The 16,453-nt window shown below is 68.1% G+C and carries 11 protein-coding genes; 3 read left to right on the top strand and 8 right to left on the bottom strand.

Annotation, left to right across the window (positions count from 1 at the left end; all coding sequences use genetic code 11):
* Positions 1–137: 137 nt before the first annotated feature.
* From ACWPN8_RS24325 to ACWPN8_RS24290, 8 genes are all read right to left on the bottom strand, one after another.
* The gene (locus ACWPN8_RS24325) at positions 138–1,451 is read right to left on the bottom strand and encodes a glycosyltransferase family 4 protein (protein ID WP_109449099.1); all 1,314 of its coding nucleotides are present in this window, start codon (positions 1,449–1,451) and stop codon (positions 138–140) included.
* Between the two features lie 54 nt (positions 1,452–1,505).
* Positions 1,506–3,713 carry a hypothetical protein gene (locus tag ACWPN8_RS24320; protein WP_492242576.1) on the bottom strand — a complete coding sequence of 736 codons (2,208 nt, stop codon included), beginning with the start codon at positions 3,711–3,713 and terminating at the stop codon, positions 1,506–1,508.
* Positions 3,710–5,098: a glycosyltransferase family 4 protein gene (locus ACWPN8_RS24315; RefSeq protein WP_492242575.1), complete on the bottom strand. Its 1,389-nt coding sequence runs from the start codon at positions 5,096–5,098 to the stop codon at positions 3,710–3,712. Before ACWPN8_RS24315 ends, ACWPN8_RS24320 begins: the two co-directional genes overlap by 4 nt.
* Positions 5,095–5,922, bottom strand: a complete 828-nt coding sequence (locus ACWPN8_RS24310) for a class I SAM-dependent methyltransferase (protein WP_492242574.1) — start codon at positions 5,920–5,922, stop codon at positions 5,095–5,097. The genes ACWPN8_RS24315 and ACWPN8_RS24310 overlap by 4 nt, the downstream gene beginning before the upstream one ends.
* On the bottom strand, positions 5,919–8,210 hold the full coding sequence (locus ACWPN8_RS24305; RefSeq protein ID WP_492242573.1) for a glycosyltransferase: 2,292 nt from the start codon (positions 8,208–8,210) through the stop codon (positions 5,919–5,921). The genes ACWPN8_RS24310 and ACWPN8_RS24305 overlap by 4 nt, the downstream gene beginning before the upstream one ends.
* A gap of 153 nt (positions 8,211–8,363) precedes the next feature.
* Positions 8,364–9,182, bottom strand: coding sequence for a calcium-binding protein (locus tag ACWPN8_RS24300; RefSeq protein ID WP_109449095.1), 819 nt, complete (start codon positions 9,180–9,182; stop codon positions 8,364–8,366).
* A gap of 665 nt (positions 9,183–9,847) precedes the next feature.
* Complete coding sequence (locus ACWPN8_RS24295; protein WP_492242572.1) at positions 9,848–11,203, bottom strand: HlyD family type I secretion periplasmic adaptor subunit; 1,356 nt, start codon at positions 11,201–11,203, stop codon at positions 9,848–9,850.
* On the bottom strand, positions 11,200–12,936 hold the full coding sequence (locus ACWPN8_RS24290) for a type I secretion system permease/ATPase (protein ID WP_423320122.1): 1,737 nt from the start codon (positions 12,934–12,936) through the stop codon (positions 11,200–11,202). The genes ACWPN8_RS24295 and ACWPN8_RS24290 overlap by 4 nt, the downstream gene beginning before the upstream one ends.
* A 548-nt stretch (positions 12,937–13,484) precedes the next feature.
* On the opposite strand from ACWPN8_RS24290, the gene galE reads away from it, so the two are divergent.
* Genes galE through ACWPN8_RS24275 form a run of 3 tightly spaced genes read left to right on the top strand, consistent with a single transcriptional unit; the run spans position 13,485 to position 16,350 of the window.
* The gene (galE, locus tag ACWPN8_RS24285) at positions 13,485–14,498 is read left to right on the top strand and encodes a UDP-glucose 4-epimerase GalE (RefSeq protein WP_492242571.1); all 1,014 of its coding nucleotides are present in this window, start codon (positions 13,485–13,487) and stop codon (positions 14,496–14,498) included.
* Positions 14,499–14,549: 51 nt separating this feature from the next.
* The gene (locus ACWPN8_RS24280) at positions 14,550–15,110 is read left to right on the top strand and encodes a MarR family transcriptional regulator (RefSeq protein ID WP_247873131.1); all 561 of its coding nucleotides are present in this window, start codon (positions 14,550–14,552) and stop codon (positions 15,108–15,110) included.
* A gap of 31 nt (positions 15,111–15,141) precedes the next feature.
* Complete coding sequence (locus ACWPN8_RS24275) at positions 15,142–16,350, top strand: DUF2336 domain-containing protein (protein WP_492242570.1); 1,209 nt, start codon at positions 15,142–15,144, stop codon at positions 16,348–16,350.
* Positions 16,351–16,453 lie beyond the last annotated feature (103 nt).

Raw genomic sequence — 16,453 nt, 5'->3', positions numbered from 1 at the left:
CGGGATAATTCAAATTGGCGCACAGACCTTTTCTGGAAGGCCTTGTGACTTTCATTCCAATACTAGCAATTTATTCAGAAGATATCGGAGAGAAATATTCCATACTTCCGAAAATATCACAGCACATCTCGTTTTTCTCAAGACCGCTGGGCCACTGCCCGTTCCGGCATGGAGGGTGCGGCACCGCCGGCGGCGAGCAGGGCGTCGAACACCTCCGAATGCTGGCGGGCGCACTCGGCGCGGTCGATGGGCCGGCGGATGCGCAGGCGCAGGCGGTCCCACAGGTCGGGCGTGGTCAGCGCCTCCGTCATGCGGTCCACCAGATCCTCGACACTGCCGTTGCGGAAATGCAGGCCGTCGACGCCGTGGGTCACCTTTTCCGCCATGCCGCCGATGTTGCTGGCGATGATCGGGCGGCCATGGAGGAAGGCCTCCTGAATGACGACGGGGGAATTCTCCCACCAGATCGACGGAATGATCATCCAGTCGACGTCCTTCATCAGGCCCGGCAGTTCGGCCGAGCGATAGCTGCCGTAGAAGCGCACCCGGTCGCCGGCCTTCTCCACCGCGTCGTTGAAGCGCTTCTGATAGGCCTCCGGCTGGCGCTCCAGATTGCCGCCGAAGATCATCAGCGCGCCGTCCTCGCCCCAGGCCTTGTCGGAGAGGCGCGACACCGCCTCCACCAGCAGGTGCGCACCCTTGAACTCGGTCAGCTGGCCGAAGAAGGCGAAGCGGTTGCGCTTGCCGCCGCGGTTGACCGGGCGCGGCGGGGCGATGCCCTCGATGGTCAGGCCGTTCTCGATCATGCGGAACTTCTCGCGCGGCAGCCCCCAGTCGACATAGCGGTCGATCAGGAAGTTCGACGGGCTGATGTAGAAGTCCGCCTGTTCCAGGAAGGTCTTCAAGAACAGCTCGCGCTTGAAGAACTCCGCCTCGCCGATGTGCGGGAAGCAGCCGGCGCAGTCGGCCGGGCTGGAGCGGTAGCACAGCGCGTTGCGGCTGGTTTTCACCATCTGTCCGTGGTGATGGCAGATCGACAGGTATTCATGCAGCGTCACCACGATGGGAACGCGCGGCAGGGCCTGGCGCACCGCCTGGATCGTCTCGATTCCCAGCCCCAGGAAATGGTGGAAGTTCACCACGTCCGGCTGCAGGTCGCGGACATAGCGGACGAAGTCCTTCTCCAGCCCCGGCAGGTTGCGGTTGGACAGGCGGAAATGGTCGTAGTCGTTGGCGTAGTACAGCACCTCCCGCTCCTTCTGGCGAAGCGCCATCAGGGCGGAGCCGCGGTGCTGGGCGATGGGCGGTGCCACGCGGGCCAGATAATGGCTTTCCCAGCCCGGCAGGTCGTGCAAGCCGTTGTGCAGGTTGTAGGAGGCTACCTCACCCCCGCCCAGCGAGAAGGAGGGGTGGCCATGGCTGATGATCAGCGCGCGCTTGGTCTTGCTCATCGGGTGACCGTCTGTCCTAAGCGGAGGGGGTGAAAACCGGGTGGAGGCGAAGCACTAGGCGGCAATCGACGCCTTCCAGCGCTCGGCGAAGCTCCAGTCGTCGACCAGGGCGCTCATGCGCTCCAGCCTGGGGTCGCGGGCATTGCGGGACTGCTCGTCGACCGCCACCAGCCGAACCTTCGGCAGCCACAGGCAGGAGCCGCCTGCAGCCCGCACCCGCAGGCACAGGTCCAGCCCCTTCGGCTCCAGCCCGAGATAGCGGCCGCCATCGGCCATCGCACGCATCAGAAGCTCGCGCGGCAGCAGCGCGCAGTCGGCGGAAGCGGCATCGACCGCGGACGCCTCCTGATCCTTCAGCCAGTCGCGGGGATAGCCGGCGAAGCGGCGCTCATAGGTGACGGCACCGCCCGGCCCTTCCACCGCGACGATGCCGGCGAAGCGGACGGAATGATCTTCATACAGCAGGGTCGGGCTGACCATCACCGGCGCCAGTGCGGCGGAGCCGACGGCGTTCGGCTTGCGGGTCGCGCGTTCAAGTGCCGAGAGCCAGCCGCGTTCGGTCGGCAGGACCGATGGCGACAGCAGCAGGACACGGTCGGCTCGCGCATGCGGCAGGGATGCGGCCATCGCCTCGAACGGGTCGGCGGCGGTGGGAGCGGCCACGAAGCCGACCGCCAGCCGGTAGAAGCCGGCGGCCTGACGGACCATGCCGGCCAGCCGCTCGTGGGTGGCGGCACCGGCGACGACCAGGATCTCCGCCTCGGCAAAGTCGGGATCGTTCGCCATCCGGGCGAGGTTCAGGTCGACATCCTCGCGCCCGTCGCAGACCGGCAGGATCACCGACACCCGCGGCGTCTTCAGCGTCCGGCCCATCGGGTGCAGGACGGAAGACGGCGCCGCCTTCGCTGAGGCCGCGGTGCGCAGCATCGGCCCTAGATGGGTGGAGACGACACGGTCGATGGCCGGGCTGTCGGGATTGACCGCGCCCAGCATGCGGCGCAGCGAATCGCCGGTCGGCGGCTGGCAGGGCAGCGGCAGAAAGGCGATGCCGTCGGCCAGCGTCAACTCCAGATGGAACTCGGCATCGGCGACGATGCCGGCGGACTCGCGGGCGAAGGCGGTGAAACCGTGGCCGTCGTTGCCCGGGAGCAGCCGGCCGGCGAACAGCGGATCATGGGCGAAGGCATCAGACACGTCCTTGCGGGCCAGCCGCGACCAGTCGGCGTCCAGCCGCGCCGTCATGCCGCCGCCCTTCACCGTCACCGCACGGACCGCTTGCGTGGGGTCGAGCAGCCAGCCGCAGACGAACAGCCCGGCGCCCGGCACGCGCACCGCCATGTCCAGCCCCATGCGCACGGGGGCCTGGATCTGCGACACCGTCTCCACCCCGTTGTAGCGGGCGGCGAGGGCGGCGGCGACGCCGCGGCGGGCGGCATCGCCCTGCAACTGGCCCAGCATGTCGCGGGCATGGGCGGAGGCGACGCCATCGGCCAGAAGCTGCCGGTGTTCGAAGATGGCGAGATGGCGCCAGCCGTCGGCAGCGCGGAAATGGATGCGGCGGATGGTGTCAGGGGCGGCGACCGGGCCTTCCAAAACCGTCAGCAGACCGGCGGCATCGTCGGGCAGGTCCGGACGGTGGAAGGGCGCGGCGGCGATGGCATGGGGCCGCAGCTCCTCCGCCTCGACCAGCACAGGGGGCAGAATATGGGAGGCACCGGCCGGGAAGCCGTGCGACCAGCCCTGCACCATCAGCGCGCCGTCACGGAAACGGCCCAGCACCTCGGCGAAGCCGTCGGGGCGGGATGCCTCATGCGCCAGACCGGACAGCAGGCGCGTGCGGCGGTGGCCCTCCCCGGCTTCGCCCTCGCCCATCGCCGGGCCGGACAGCAGGGTCACGGCGACGTCCAATGCGACGTCCAGCGACTGCGGCTGCACCTCGCGCAAGGCCGCGACCAGATGGGCGGGGTTTGTGCGGACGTTCGACAGGCGGGGCAGCAGCAGGTGCTTGCCCTGGGCATCCTCGATCTCGATGCGGGACGGGCGCATGTGGGCCAGCCCTGCAACGCGGATGGCGCCCAGGAACCAGCGCTCCCCTGCCCCATCGGTCCAGCAGCCACCGCGGAAGCGCCCATCGATCATGCCGTCCAGCATCACCACGCTGTCGGCCGGCAGGGGCTGGTCGATGGCGCCGAACAGCATCAGCGTGTCCTCGTCCAGCAGGACGGCGGCGGTGATGTCGGCCTTGGTGCTGCGGTCCTTCATCGGGTGCGATTCCCCTGGATAAGAGCGGCGGGAGCCGGTGAAAGAAGTTCGCCGTAAAGCGCGAGGTGGAGCGACGCGGCCTCCTCCGTCGGGCGGACGGCGGGGATGTTGGCCGACAGCCGATCCCACAAGCCGGGTTCGGTCATGGCGCGGGTCATGACGCGGGCGAGGTCGGCGGGGTCGTTGGGACGGACATGCAGGCCGTCGACGCCATCGCGCACCGCTTCCGCCATGCCGCCGATGCCACTGACGATGACCGGGCGGCAGTGCTGGAAAGCCTCCTGGATGACCAGAGGCGCGTTTTCCCACCAGATCGACGGCATCACCACCCAGTCGGCGGCGGCCATCAGCGCCGGCATCTCCTGCGACCGGTAGGGACCATGGGCGGTGGCGAGGCCGCGCGCCGCCTCGAAGCCGTCGGCCACCCGCTGGCGGAACTCCGGCGTCTGATACAGGCTGCCGCCATGCACGGCAAGCGACGGGGAAAGCCCCTGCCGCGCCATGCGGGCGACGGCGTCGAGCGCCACGGTGACGCCCTTGAACGGATTGAGGTTCCCGAAATAGGCGAAGACGTCGCGCGCAGCACCGGGGGCGAGGTCGCGTACCGGGGCCGGCTCGACGGCCGGGCGGCTGTTCGCCATCACCTCGATCCGGGCGGGGTCAAGGCCCCAGGCGACATAACGGTCGCGCAGGAAGCGGCTGGGCGCCAGGAAGCGGTCGACCAGCCCGAACATCGCCTTGATGTGCTTCTCGCGCAGCAGGAACTGGTCGGCCGGCCGGTCGGGGAAGCAGCGGTGGCAGGCGTCCGGCGACGCCTTGGTGCAGAGCGTTCGCGTCCCGCCTTCGCCGCGCGGCGGCGTCACCATCTGCCCGTCATTGGCACAGATCGGGTAGTAGTCGTGCAGGGTGTAGACGATCTTCGCATCCGGGCAGACACGGCGGATCAGGAACAGCATCTCCACGCCCAGCAACAGCGTGTGATGCACATGCACGATGTCCGGCCGGAAGGCGCGCAGCAGGTTGGACAGGTCGGGGACCAGCCCGTGCAGGTCGATCTGGCTCTGATGGAAGTGATCGAAATGGCCGGCCCACAGCAGCACCTCGTCGGCACTGCGGCCCAGAGTCTGGAAACCGGTGCCGGGGCGCGGGGCGCGGTGAACGTCGTTGGTGCAGGCCAGGAACAGGCACTCGGCACCGGCCGCCTTCAGGCCGCCGAACAGTTCATGCGCGAAGATCTCGGTGCCGCCCGGATGCAGGCTCGGGTGGTTGTGCGCGATCAGCAGCACCCGCGGCGGCCGGGCGGCCACCAGCGGCCGCGCCGGCTGGCGCGGAGCGGGACGGGCGGCCTGATTGGCGGGGAGCAGCGGAAGGCGGCGCCGGCTCATGGCGCGGTCCCCTTCTCCAGAACCAGCAGATCCTGGAAATTCTCGGCCTCGCGCTGGCCGCTCCAGTGGCCGCGCATGACGACGCGGGCGGGACGCAGGCCATGGGCGGCGAAGCGGCCGAGCAGGAATTCCTCGTCATAGGCGACGGCGGCGTTGGGATGCTCGGGATCGGCCAGCAGTTCCACGCCGGGCGCATCGCGGAACGGCGGGCGGGCGGTCCCCTTGGCGATGCCGGCGCGCGCCGTGGCGTCGGCCAGGAACAGGCTGAGGAAGCAGCGCCCGCCCGGCTTCAGCACCCGCGCGATCTCCGCCGCATAGCGCTCGGTATCGGCGGTGCGCAGGTGGGTGATGACGGAGGTCAGGATAACGAAGTCGTAAGCGCCGGCCTTGAAGGGCAGCGTCGCCGTCTCCCCCTCGATCCGGCCATCGGGATTGTAGAGGCCGTTAGCGACGTCGAGATGGTGGAATCGGAACTCCGGGTAGGCCGGCGTGATGGTCGAGGCGCACCAGCGGATGCCGTCCATCACGATGTCGATGCCATCATAGGACCCGTCCAGATACTGGGTCAGCGGCAGGGCCATGCGGCCGACACCGCAGCCGATCTCCAGCACCTTGTGGTCGGGACGCAAGCCCCCAAGACGGACGAAATGGCGCAGGAACTCCGCCCCGATGGCACGAAAATCGCCGTCGCCGATGAAATGCAGCTCGGGCGGCGGCACCGGCAGGAAACGGTTGCGCGCGATCTGGGCGCACAGCCACTCCAGCCGCGGATCGGTCTGGCGGCGCAGCACGGCAAGCTGCGGGGTCGGCACGATCGCATTCATCGGATCACCTGTGCTGTCTTGCGGGTCCGGCTGCTCCGGGACGGCTGCGCCTCGTCATCGGCACACCAGTCGTGCGCCATCAGTCCGGCCATGCGGTCGGCCCAGCGGCGGCCATGGAGCCAGCGGTTGTATTCGGAGGCGACTCCGCGGGTGTAGCCCTGGTGCCGGCCGATGGAGCGGCGCTCCAGATGGTACAGCTCCACCGACGGGGCATAGCGGATGTCGAGCCCCTGGTCGCGGATGCGCAGGCAGAGGTCCGAGTCCTCGAAGTCGCCGATGATGTAGTCTTCGCAAAAGCCGCCAGCCGCGCTGTAGGCGGCGCGCGTGGTCAGCAGGCAGGCACCGGTGACGCCGGGCACCGACCGCGGCCGGCAGGCGGCAGCGAAGTCACGCGGCAGGCCCTTGAAGTAATGATGGTTGTACCAGGCGCCTTGCAGGTCGCGGTCGAAATAGAGCCCGGCATGCTGGAGGCTGTCGTCGTCGAACAGCAGCTTCGGCCCCACGGCGCCGATGCCGGGGCGCTCTTCCAGCGCCGCGACCAGCTGCGGCAGCCAGCCGGCGCGGTCGGGCACCACGTCGGAATTGAGGAGCAGCAGGCGGTTGGCTCGGGCAACGGCGACGCCGGCATTGTTGGCGGCGGAATAGCCGTAATTGGCGCTCTGCACCAGCAGCAGCATCGGCAGGCCGTAGAGCCCGTGGAAGCCACGCAGCAGATGCACCACCTCGTCCCGCTGCTCCGGGCTGTCGAGCACGAAGACCAGTTCGGCGTCGGCCATCGCCGGGTCGGTGGCGAAGCAGGCGATCTGGAAACGCAGGAACTCCAGCGTGCGGTAGAGCGGGATGATGACCGACACCGCGGGCTTGGCCTTGCGCTCGCCATAGACGACCAGTTCCGGCTCGCCGCGGGTGGCGAGATGGGCGGCATGCAGTGGGGCGACGGCCGGACCGATGACGGTCTCCAGCAGCTCCGGCGTGGCAAAGCGCGGCGGCAGGCTGCCCAGCACGGCGGCGCGGGCATCGGCATGGGCACGCGGACGCGGCGGCGGAACCAGACGCAGGGCCCCGCCCGAGGCCAGCCGAAGCTCCGCCGTCACCTGAAGCGCTTCCGCCGGTTCGGGATTGCCGGGAAGATGCAGGACGAAGCCGCTGCGGTCGATGCCGCCGGTGCCGTAGAGCTTCGCCACATCCTCGCGCGGGAAGCGGTGGGCGAACCGCTCGACCCGGCGTTCGCCGCCGAAGGGCGTGCGCACCACCAGCTCCGCCGCCAGCCCATGCGGGTCGTGCAGCCAGCCGGCGAGGAACAGGCCGCCATCGGCCGTGGGAACCGCGAGGTCGAGCGAGGCACCGATCGGCCGCTTGGCATCGGCGGCCTGCCGGCGCGGCAGCGGGGCCAACGCCTGCAACTCGCTGACCGCCGAGGCGGCGGACGCATCGCTGCGGCCGCGTTGGGCGAGGCAGGTCAGCAGATAATGGCGCAGTGCGGCCGGCGTGTCGGGACGGGCGTTCAGTCGGTCGGTCAGGGTCGGCAGGCCGGCGGATTCCACGGGAAAGCGGCGGCAGGCGACCCCGTTGGCGCCCAGCACAACCAGCAGATTGCCCGGCATGCACAGGCTGCGGTCGATCAGCAGGTCGAAGGCGATGCGCCCCTTGCCGGCCGGATCGGGTCCGATGCAGGCATCGAAGGGCGCCCGCGCCACCGCGTTCGGCGACAGCACCACTAGACCGCTGATGGCGCCGAAGCGACCGGACAGCGCCCCGGCACAGAGGAGAAGGTCGCCGCCCGCCGTGGCGCGGATCGCCAGCATCGCCGGCTCCGCCGCACGGTCCAGAACCAGCCGGCGGCACAGCCCGGCAAAGGCGGCATCGCGGCGAAGCGCCGGGGTGGAGCAGGCAAAATCGAACAGGAAGCGCTGCACCCGCAGGCGGGCGGCGCCGTCGAGGCTGCCCAGCAAGCCGGCGGGATCGAGATCGGCGGCACCGGACTCGGTGCGAAGCTCGGCGATCACCCGGTTTCTGGCAATGAAATGGATGGGCATGCGCGGATCGCGCGGCGCCGGCAGGATCGATAGGACGCGCCGTCCGCCCCAGCCGGTGTCGATGGTCAGCGTGGTGAAGGGCGGACGCACCGGCTTCCCGTCGACGCTCGGCGTGATCGGGCCGACGGCATCGGCCGCGCCGTCCGCCTTTCCATCCATCGTCCAGGAAACGAGGAGGAAGCGGGGACCCAGCGCCAGACGTTGGGCGGGGGCGATCGACACCGAATTCGGCAGAACGGCGATGACGGTCATGGATGGGATTCCGGCAGCGTCGGTGGGTTGGAAAGTCGAAATCGGCTGACTGCGGGCAAAGGGGGACCGGCGGCGGCTGTGACACCACCGGTCCGTCCTTCTTGTTCACTGCTCAAAGAAGCAGTGGACGATCAGTGCCCGGACAGTGCTCGGTCAGTGGATGACGAAGAAGTCGTTCGGGTGGTTGTGGATGTCCGCAGCCGAGACACCCTTCAGCGTGATGCTGTCGCCATGGCCGAGGTCGATCACGGCATCGCCATGCTGGTCGGTGACGCGGGCGGCCAGATCGGCGGCGTCGGTCACCTTCAGACCGTTGATGTTGCGGGAGATCTGCAGAACGTCCTCGCCGGCCTTGAAGTCCAGGACCACGTCCTGGCCGCCGCCGCCGGAGAAGATGAAGACGTCGTGGCCGGCCCCGCCGATCAGCAGGTCGTCGCCCTTGCCGCCTTCCAGGCGGTCGTTGCCGTCGTCGCCGAACAGGGTGTCGTCGCCGTCACCGCCATTCAGCACATCGTCACCGGTGCCGCCGCGCAGCAGGTCGTCACCCTTGCCGCCATTAAGGATATCGTTATGACCGCCACCGTACAGCGTGTCGTCGCCGGCGCCGCCGTTCAGCACGTCGTCACCGTCGCCCCCCGACAGCACGTCGTCGCCCTTGCCGCCATCCAGCAGATCGCGCCCGGCACCGCCGATCAGCACGTCGTCACCATTCCCCCCCAAGATGATGTCGTCGCCCGAACCGCCGTCGATGATGTCGTTGCCGTTACCCCCCAGCAGCACATCCGCCGACGAACCGCCATGGATCACGTCCGCTCCGTTGCCCCCCAACAGAAGGTCATGTCCATTGCCGCCGAGCAGAGTGTCGCTTCCGTTGCCCCCCAGCAACAGAGAGTCACCCTCGCCGCCGACCAGCAGATCGTCGTGATTCGTGCCGATATGCACGTCGTAGCTGCCCCCAGGAACCGTAGCCATCGTAGGTGTCTCCTTGCGATGTGATTGGGATTTTTGGGCCTTCTTTAGGCCTCGCTCGAAAGACTGAGCTCGCCTTTCGGTGTAACCAAATCTATCGGGCGGATAGTGTGATAAAACTCGGTCACATGGAAGAGAAAGTTGAGTCTAGACAGCGGATTCTTGCAGTAGAACGCATTGTCGATATTTTCAAAAAGACAGTTACTTTGAATTGCTTCGAATTTCTAAGCAGTTTCCGCTTTAAAAAATGATGGTCAGACCCGCATTTTCACCACTGAAACGCCATGGACTGGCTGGATTTGCAGGAAAAAGCCCGAATCGTTAAAAGAAAGTTTTAAAAATCGAATGGCCCGCCCAAAGCCACAGCGAATTTTCCGGCGACGGCGGGACCGCTCATGCCGCCCATGACGAAACCGTCATCGGCGATGAAAAAAGAAAATCATTTTATCAGTCAGCGACCAAAACAATGCCTGAATACTCTCTTATGCAAGCATAGGCGGATTCGACTGCAATAAAAATGCATCGCTTCTGTCGCGGGCGTGCAAAAGGGCCGGCGTGGGGGACGCCGGCCCTTCCACGGGGCCGCTTGCCAGGGGATGGAACCCGTGCAAGAGCCCCCACCCGCACCGGCCCGAACGGGGGAGGGCCGGGTGGGAAGGCGGTTCCGCTTATTTTTCGCGGAAGGCTCTTTGAAGACCGTCGGTCAACGGCGTCAGGAAATAGTCGATGGCACGGCGGGCATGGCCGTGGATCATCACCTCGGCCGGCATGCCGGGATGCAGTTCGACATTGGGCAGGGCCTTCAATTCCCCCGCATCCATGCTTATCCTTGCAGCGAAGTAGTAGGCGCCGGTGCGCTCGTCCTCCAGTTGGTCGGCCGACAACGACACCACCTGTCCTGCCACCGGCGGCACGGCGCGCTGGCGGTAGCCGGTCAGCTTCACCATCGCCTTGCTGCCGACCTCCACATTCTGGACGTCGTGGGGAGAGACGCGGGCCTCGACGATCATCGCGTCGTCCTGCGGCACGATGTCGAGGATGCCGGCACCGGCCGGGATCACACCGCCGGTGGTGAAGAATTTCAGCCCCGTCACCCGCCCGGCCTGCGGTGCGGTGACCGCCTGACGCAGCAGCACGTCATCGGCGCTGCGCAGCCGTTCCGACAGGTCGGCGACGCTGGCCTGGGCGGCCTGAAGGTCGGTCGATACCTCCGAGCGCCGGGTGTTGCCGATGTTGATCATGGTCAGTTCGGCGGCGGCGATGGCCTGTTCCGCCTTGGACTTGTTTGCCATCAGCTCGCCCAGCCGCCCTTCGGAATCGGCGACGTTGCGCTGAAGCTCCAGCAGGCGCGGCTTGCGCTCGTATCCCTTCGCCAGCAGGCCCTGCACCACGCGAGTTTCCTCCTGGGTGTAGCGCAGCCGGTCGGCGGTGGCGATCCGCTGGGATTCCAGTGCCGCGATCTCGTCGCGCAGCTGGGAGATCTGCCTGCGCTGGATCCCCAGCTGCGCCTCATAGCTGTCATGGCGGGACCGGAACAGCCGTTCCTCGACCGCCATCGCCTCCGCCGCCACCGGATTGTCACGCACCGCTTTCACCAACTCGTCAGTGAACAGCGGCTTGGGTGCTTCCGATTGTTCGGCCCGCAGCCGGCCCAACCGGGCCAGGGCCGTCCAATATTGCCCCTGCAACTGGGCCACCACCGCCTGGCTTTGCGTGGAGTCCATCCGCAGCAGCACCTGACCGGCATGCACGAGGTCGCCGTCCTTGACCAGCAGGTCGCGCAGGATGCCGCCTTCCAGATGGGAGACGGTCTTGCGATGGCTTTCAACCATCACCGTGCCGGCGGCGAGCGCCGCGCTGTCCAGGCTGGCGGTGAAGCCCCAGGTCAGGAAGCCGCCGAAGCCCACCAGCACCGCCAGCGCGCCGGCCAGCGCCGTGCCGCGCAGGGACGGCTCGACCGGAGCCACATCGATGGTCGCGGTCCAGACCGGCTGGGACGACAGGAGGGGCGTATCGCTGCTCATCGCTGTTCTCCGCTGCGGACGAGGCGGGCAATGGTGGTGTTGGGGCCGGCGGGAGCACCGCCGGGCTGCACCAGTTTCAGGACGTCGTTGCGGGCGCCGAAATGCTCGACCGCGCCGTCCTTCATCACCACCAGCTTGTCGGCGATGGCGACGATGGAGGGGCGGTGGGCGATCATCACCACGGTCGTGCCATCCGCCTTCACCTTCTGAACGGCACTCAGCAGGGCCTGCTCACCGTCATGGTCGAGGTTGGAGTTGGGCTCGTCCAGCACCAGCAGGCGGGGGCGGCCGAACAGGGCGCGGGCCAGCGCGATGCGCTGCCGCTGGCCGCCGGACAGGGAAAAGGCGCTGTCGCCGACCGGTGTGTCGTAGCCGAAGGGCAAGCGGCCGATCATCTCGTGCACGCCGGCCAGCCGGGCGGCGCGGACGATCTCCGCCGGGTCGGCGCTAGCCATGCGGGAGATGTTCTCACCGATGGTGCCGTCCAGCAGAGCCACCGACTGCGGGACGTAGCCGACATATTTGCCGAAGCTCTCGCGCTCCCACAGATAGGTGCTGGTGCCGTCGAGATAGATGCCGCCGGCTGTGGGCTGCCAGACGCCGACCAGCAGGCGGGCCAGCGTCGATTTTCCCGCTCCCGACGGGCCGATGACGCCCAGCACCTCTCCCGCCTGGACCGCAAAGGTGACGTTGCGCAGCACCGGTCGGTTCAGCCCGGAGGGCACATGGGTGACGCGGTCGACGGTCAGGGCGCCCTGCGGCTGGGGCAGCGGCATGGTGGAGCGGGCCGAGGCGCCGTTGTTCAGCAGGTCGCGGATGCGGCGGTGCGCCTCCAGCGCCTTGACCCACTGGCGCCAGCCATCCACCAGCTGTTCAAAGGGGTGCAGCAGGCGGCCGGTGATCAGGCCGGCGGCCATCATGCTGCCAGGCGTCACCAGATTGTCGATCACCAGCGTGGCGCCGGCGGCGATCACCCCGACCTGCAGGATCATCCGCAGTGAGCGCGACGCGGCAGCCAGACCGCGCGACAGGGTGGCGCCGCGGTCGATCATCCCGGCCGATCCGCTCTGCGCCGACTGCCAGCGTCGGGCCAGCGCCGGCAGCATGCCCATCGCCTCGATGGCTTCGGCATGGCGGACCGTGCCGGCGATGTCGGCGAAGACGCGGGCCGAGGCCTCGTTCGCCTGGGCCATCGGCCGGCGGGTCAGCATGTCGGTCAGTACGCCCATCACCAGCAGCACCAGGGCGGAAACGATGGCGAGCACGCCATAGACCGGATGCAGCAGGAACAGGATCGCCAGGAAGATCGGCGCCCAGGCCAGTTCCAGCGGGGCGGTCACGGCACTGCTGGTCATGAAGCTGCGCAGGTCGTTCAGGTCGCGCATGGTCTGCGCCGCATTGCGCGGGCCGCCCGACAGTGCGTCGACGATGGAGGCCTCCAGCGCCGGGACGTTGAAGCGGTGGGCGATCACCGCGCTGGTCACCAGGAAGGCGCGGGCGCGGATGAAGTCCAGCACGCCGTACAGCGCCAACGCCCCGACCGCGATGATCGCCAGCATCGTCAGCGTTTCCAGGCTGCGGCTGCTCATCACACGGTCGTAGACCTGCATGGTGAAAAGCGGCAGCACCAGCATCAGGACATTCACGAACAGGCTGAGGACACCGGCCAGCAGCAGGCCCTGTCCGATCTTCCGGTAGGCTTGGGTCAGCAGGGGCCGATCCACGGAACTCATCTTCGATCCTTCCTGAAGGAGGATTCGCCACCTGATGCGGCGCTGGAAATCGGGGAAAACAGGAAAAGCTGCCGGCGGCGACGGACGCGGGACAGGAAGCCGGCTGGGGGGATGCCGGATGCAGCCTGCCCGGTGACCGGGAGACCGCCTATGCTGGGACAGATCCGGACGCGGGGGGAAGCGTCGGCGGATTTGGCACGCTTAAGCTTTACACCGGAGACATTTTAGAGACGTGTGACAAGTTTTGGGCATCACCCCTTTCCAGCACTCGAAAAAGGGGTAGAAAACAACAGCTAAGTCACTGACAGAAAAAGAAGAAACCCGACTTCACCTAAGGTCTTAGGCCCTTCGGGGGAGGGTTTCCAGCAATCTGGTCAGACGCGGCCGACATCGTGCATGCTGCGCTGCATGAGATTTGCGCAAGGCGCCGTGATCCCCCCATCCGGCCCCCTGCACCGCCCCAAACCCGCCCCCCGTTTTCCTTCCACCACGCCGGCCGCCCGATTCCGGTTGCGGCCCGAAAACCGGTTCAAGGAAACCCACACTCCATGACGACGTCCCAAACCATTCTCGTCACCGGCGGCGCCGGCTATGTCGGCAGCCACTGCGTGACCGAGCTTCTCGACCGCGGCCACCGGGTCGTGGTGTTCGATAATCTGCGCCAGGGCCACGCCGCCGCCGTGCCGCCCGAGGCGACCTTCGTCCAGGCCGATCTGGCCGACGAGGCGGCGCTGGCCCGCGTGTTCGGGCAATGGCACTTCGATGCCGTGTTCCATTTCGCGGCCCTGTCGGTGGTCGGCGAGTCGATGCGCGACCCGCACGCCTACCTGCACGGCAACACCGTCACCTCGCTGAACCTGATCCGCGCCGCGGTGAAGGCCGGGGTGATGAAGCTGGTCTTCTCCTCCACCGCCAACCTGTTCGGCTCGCCCAAGCGCATCCCCATCGACGAGGACGAGGCGATCGACCCCGGCAGCCCGTACGGCGAATCGAAGTTCATGATCGAGCGCGCCCTGCATTGGGCCGACCGCTGCCATGGCCTGCGGTCCGCCTGCCTGCGCTACTTCAATGCGGCCGGCGCCCATCCCAACGGTCGGCTGGGCGAGGACCACAGCCCCGAAACCCACCTGATCCCGCTGGTGATGGACGCCGCCACCGGCAAGCGCCCGCACATCGAGATCTTCGGCACCGATTACGACACGCGCGACGGCACCTGCATCCGCGACTATATCCATGTCTGCGATCTGGCCGACGCCCATCTGCGGGTGCTGGACGCCTTGGACGGGCGGTCGGTCCGCTACAATCTGGGCAACGGCACCGGCTACAGCGTGCGCGAGGTGATCGCGTCGGTGGAGCGCATCACCGGCCGCAGCGTCCCGGTCAAGGTCGGTCCGCGCCGCCCCGGCGACCTGCCGGTGCTGATCGCCTCGTCGGAGCGCATCCGCCGCGATCTCGGCTGGCAGCCGCGCTTCCCGGAACTGGACAGCATCATCGGCAGCGCCTGGGCATGGCGCAGCGCGCACCCGCATGGCTTCCGCGGCCTTGCCGCCGCGGCGGAGTGAGCCGGGCAGGAAGGAAACAGGAATGGTTGAGCCGGCAGGATCATGGACGCGATGAGCAACCTGAACTGGGACGATGACGACGCGCCCGAACCGGGCGCGGACGACAAGGCAACCGACCGGGCGGGCGGCAAGCCCGGCGAGGATCTCGACCTCGCCGACTTCCACGGCATGGCGCGGCTGATCGAGAGGATGCACCGCCGGTATCTCGACGTCGTCCGCGTCGGCCTGTCCAAGCAGGGCATCGAGGACATCGGCCCGGTGCAGGCGCTGATGGTCATGCTGATCGGCGAGGACGAGCTGTCGGTCCGCGACCTGATGGAGCGCGGCTATTACCTGGGATCCAACGCGTCCTACAGCCTGAAGATCCTGGTCGATGCCGGCTACATCAACCGCGCCGCCAACCAGCGCGACCGCCGCACCGCGCGGCTCCAACTGACCGACAAGGGGCGGGAGCTGTGGGAGGGTCTGCGGCGGATGGAGCAGGCGCAGGCCGAGGCGCTGGTGCGCAACGAGACCGAGGTCCGCGACCTGAAGGCCAGCTACCGCACGCTCCGCCGGCTCGACCGGCTGTGGGGCGACATGGTCCGCTACTCCTGCCTCGATTTCGACTGAAGGGTCTCCTCCGATGCCGCAGCCGGGTGCCATGATGCCACACGCCGCCGCCCAACCAGACGCCCCCCACCCCAACGGCCTGTCGTCGAAGGATGTGGAGCGGCTGCTCGTCTCGCCGAATGCGGAAACGCGGATCGAGACGATGAACAAGCTGTTCCACGATCTGGAGGCGGGCGCGCTGAGCCCGGCCGAACGGTCGCTGGCCATCGAGGTGGTCCATTGCTTCGCCGGCGACGCCCAGGTGGCGGTGCGCGAGGCGGTGGCCTGGCAGCTGCGCAACAGCCCGCTGCTGACCGGTGATCTGGCGGAGCGGCTGGTCCGCGACGTCGGCCGGGTGGCCTTCCCCATCCTGCGCGATGCCGCCGGCCTGACCGACGACCTGCTGCTCGACGTGCTGTCCGATCCCGATTCCGGCAAGCATGTGGCGGTCGCCAGCCGCTCCACCGTCTCCGCCCGCGTGTCCGGCGCGATTGCCGAGCGCGGCAACGTCATCGCGGTGACGGCCTTGCTGCGCAACGACGGCGCCGAGGTGCCGGACAGCGCGATGAGCCGCGCGCTCGACCGCTTCGGCCGTGTCCGCATGGTCAGCGAGGCGGCGGCGACCCGCCCCGGCCTGTCGCTGGCGATGGTCGAGCGGGTGGTCGCCTTCGTGTCGGACAGCATGCGCACCACGCTGATGCAGGCGCATGGCCTGTCGCGCGAACTGGTCGAGCGGCTGGTCGAGCGCGGCCGGGAGGCGGCGACCATGCGCTTGCTGCGCCCGGTCCTGCGCGGGGCCGAGGACATCGACGCGGTGATCCAGTGGCTGCACGCCAACCGCCGCCTGACGCCGGTCCTGCTGTTCCGCGCGCTGTGCGCCGGCGACCTGTCGCTGTTCGTCGCCGGCATGGCCGTCCGCGCCGGCATCCCGGCGGAGAATGCCCGCCGGCTGGCCTGGGACGACGGCGAGCTGGGCATGGCGGCGCTGATGAAGAAAGCGGCCGTCACCCCCGGCCTGACCCAGCCCTTCCAGGTGGCGGTCGGCGTCGCCAAGCGGATGGAGTATGAGGGCGGCGATGACCGTCGCGAGGATTTCCAGGCGGAGGTCATCGGCGAGCTGTTCACCGCCTGCACGCCCACCAACGACTGGATGGTCGACGATTTGCTGCTGCAGCTGTTCGACCAGAAATCGGAGGAGGTGATCGACCGGGCGCTCGATCAGGCGGGGCTGCCCTTCTCGCCGGTGCGGACGGTGCAGTAGTCAGGTCATCCTCCCGCCGTCCCCCCTCCCCCGTTCCCGCCGTGACGCCGCGGAGGATGTCCGACATGCTGAGGATGGCTTCGGCCACCTCGACGATCCGCTT

The sequence above is a fragment of the Azospirillum sp. UENF 112521 genome (assembly GCF_058780665.1).
Note: the sequence above shows the minus strand (reverse complement) of the source record. Positions and strands in the feature narration are given on the sequence as shown.

What these genes read in the sequence shown, in the direction of transcription:
- ACWPN8_RS24325 (WP_109449099.1), bottom strand. Translation starts at nt 1,451, where the DNA reads ATGAGCAAGACCAAGCGCGCGCTGATCATCAGCCATGGCCACCCCTCC.
- ACWPN8_RS24320 (WP_492242576.1), bottom strand. Translation starts at nt 3,713, where the DNA reads ATGAAGGACCGCAGCACCAAGGCCGACATCACCGCCGCCGTCCTGCTG.
- ACWPN8_RS24315 (WP_492242575.1), bottom strand. Translation starts at nt 5,098, where the DNA reads ATGAGCCGGCGCCGCCTTCCGCTGCTCCCCGCCAATCAGGCCGCCCGT.
- ACWPN8_RS24310 (WP_492242574.1), bottom strand. Translation starts at nt 5,922, where the DNA reads ATGAATGCGATCGTGCCGACCCCGCAGCTTGCCGTGCTGCGCCGCCAG.
- ACWPN8_RS24305 (WP_492242573.1), bottom strand. Translation starts at nt 8,210, where the DNA reads ATGACCGTCATCGCCGTTCTGCCGAATTCGGTGTCGATCGCCCCCGCC.
- ACWPN8_RS24300 (WP_109449095.1), bottom strand. Translation starts at nt 9,182, where the DNA reads ATGGCTACGGTTCCTGGGGGCAGCTACGACGTGCATATCGGCACGAAT.
- ACWPN8_RS24295 (WP_492242572.1), bottom strand. Translation starts at nt 11,203, where the DNA reads ATGAGCAGCGATACGCCCCTCCTGTCGTCCCAGCCGGTCTGGACCGCG.
- ACWPN8_RS24290 (WP_423320122.1), bottom strand. Translation starts at nt 12,936, where the DNA reads ATGAGTTCCGTGGATCGGCCCCTGCTGACCCAAGCCTACCGGAAGATC.
- galE (WP_492242571.1), top strand. Translation starts at nt 13,485, where the DNA reads ATGACGACGTCCCAAACCATTCTCGTCACCGGCGGCGCCGGCTATGTC.
- ACWPN8_RS24280 (WP_247873131.1), top strand. Translation starts at nt 14,550, where the DNA reads ATGAGCAACCTGAACTGGGACGATGACGACGCGCCCGAACCGGGCGCG.
- ACWPN8_RS24275 (WP_492242570.1), top strand. Translation starts at nt 15,142, where the DNA reads ATGATGCCACACGCCGCCGCCCAACCAGACGCCCCCCACCCCAACGGC.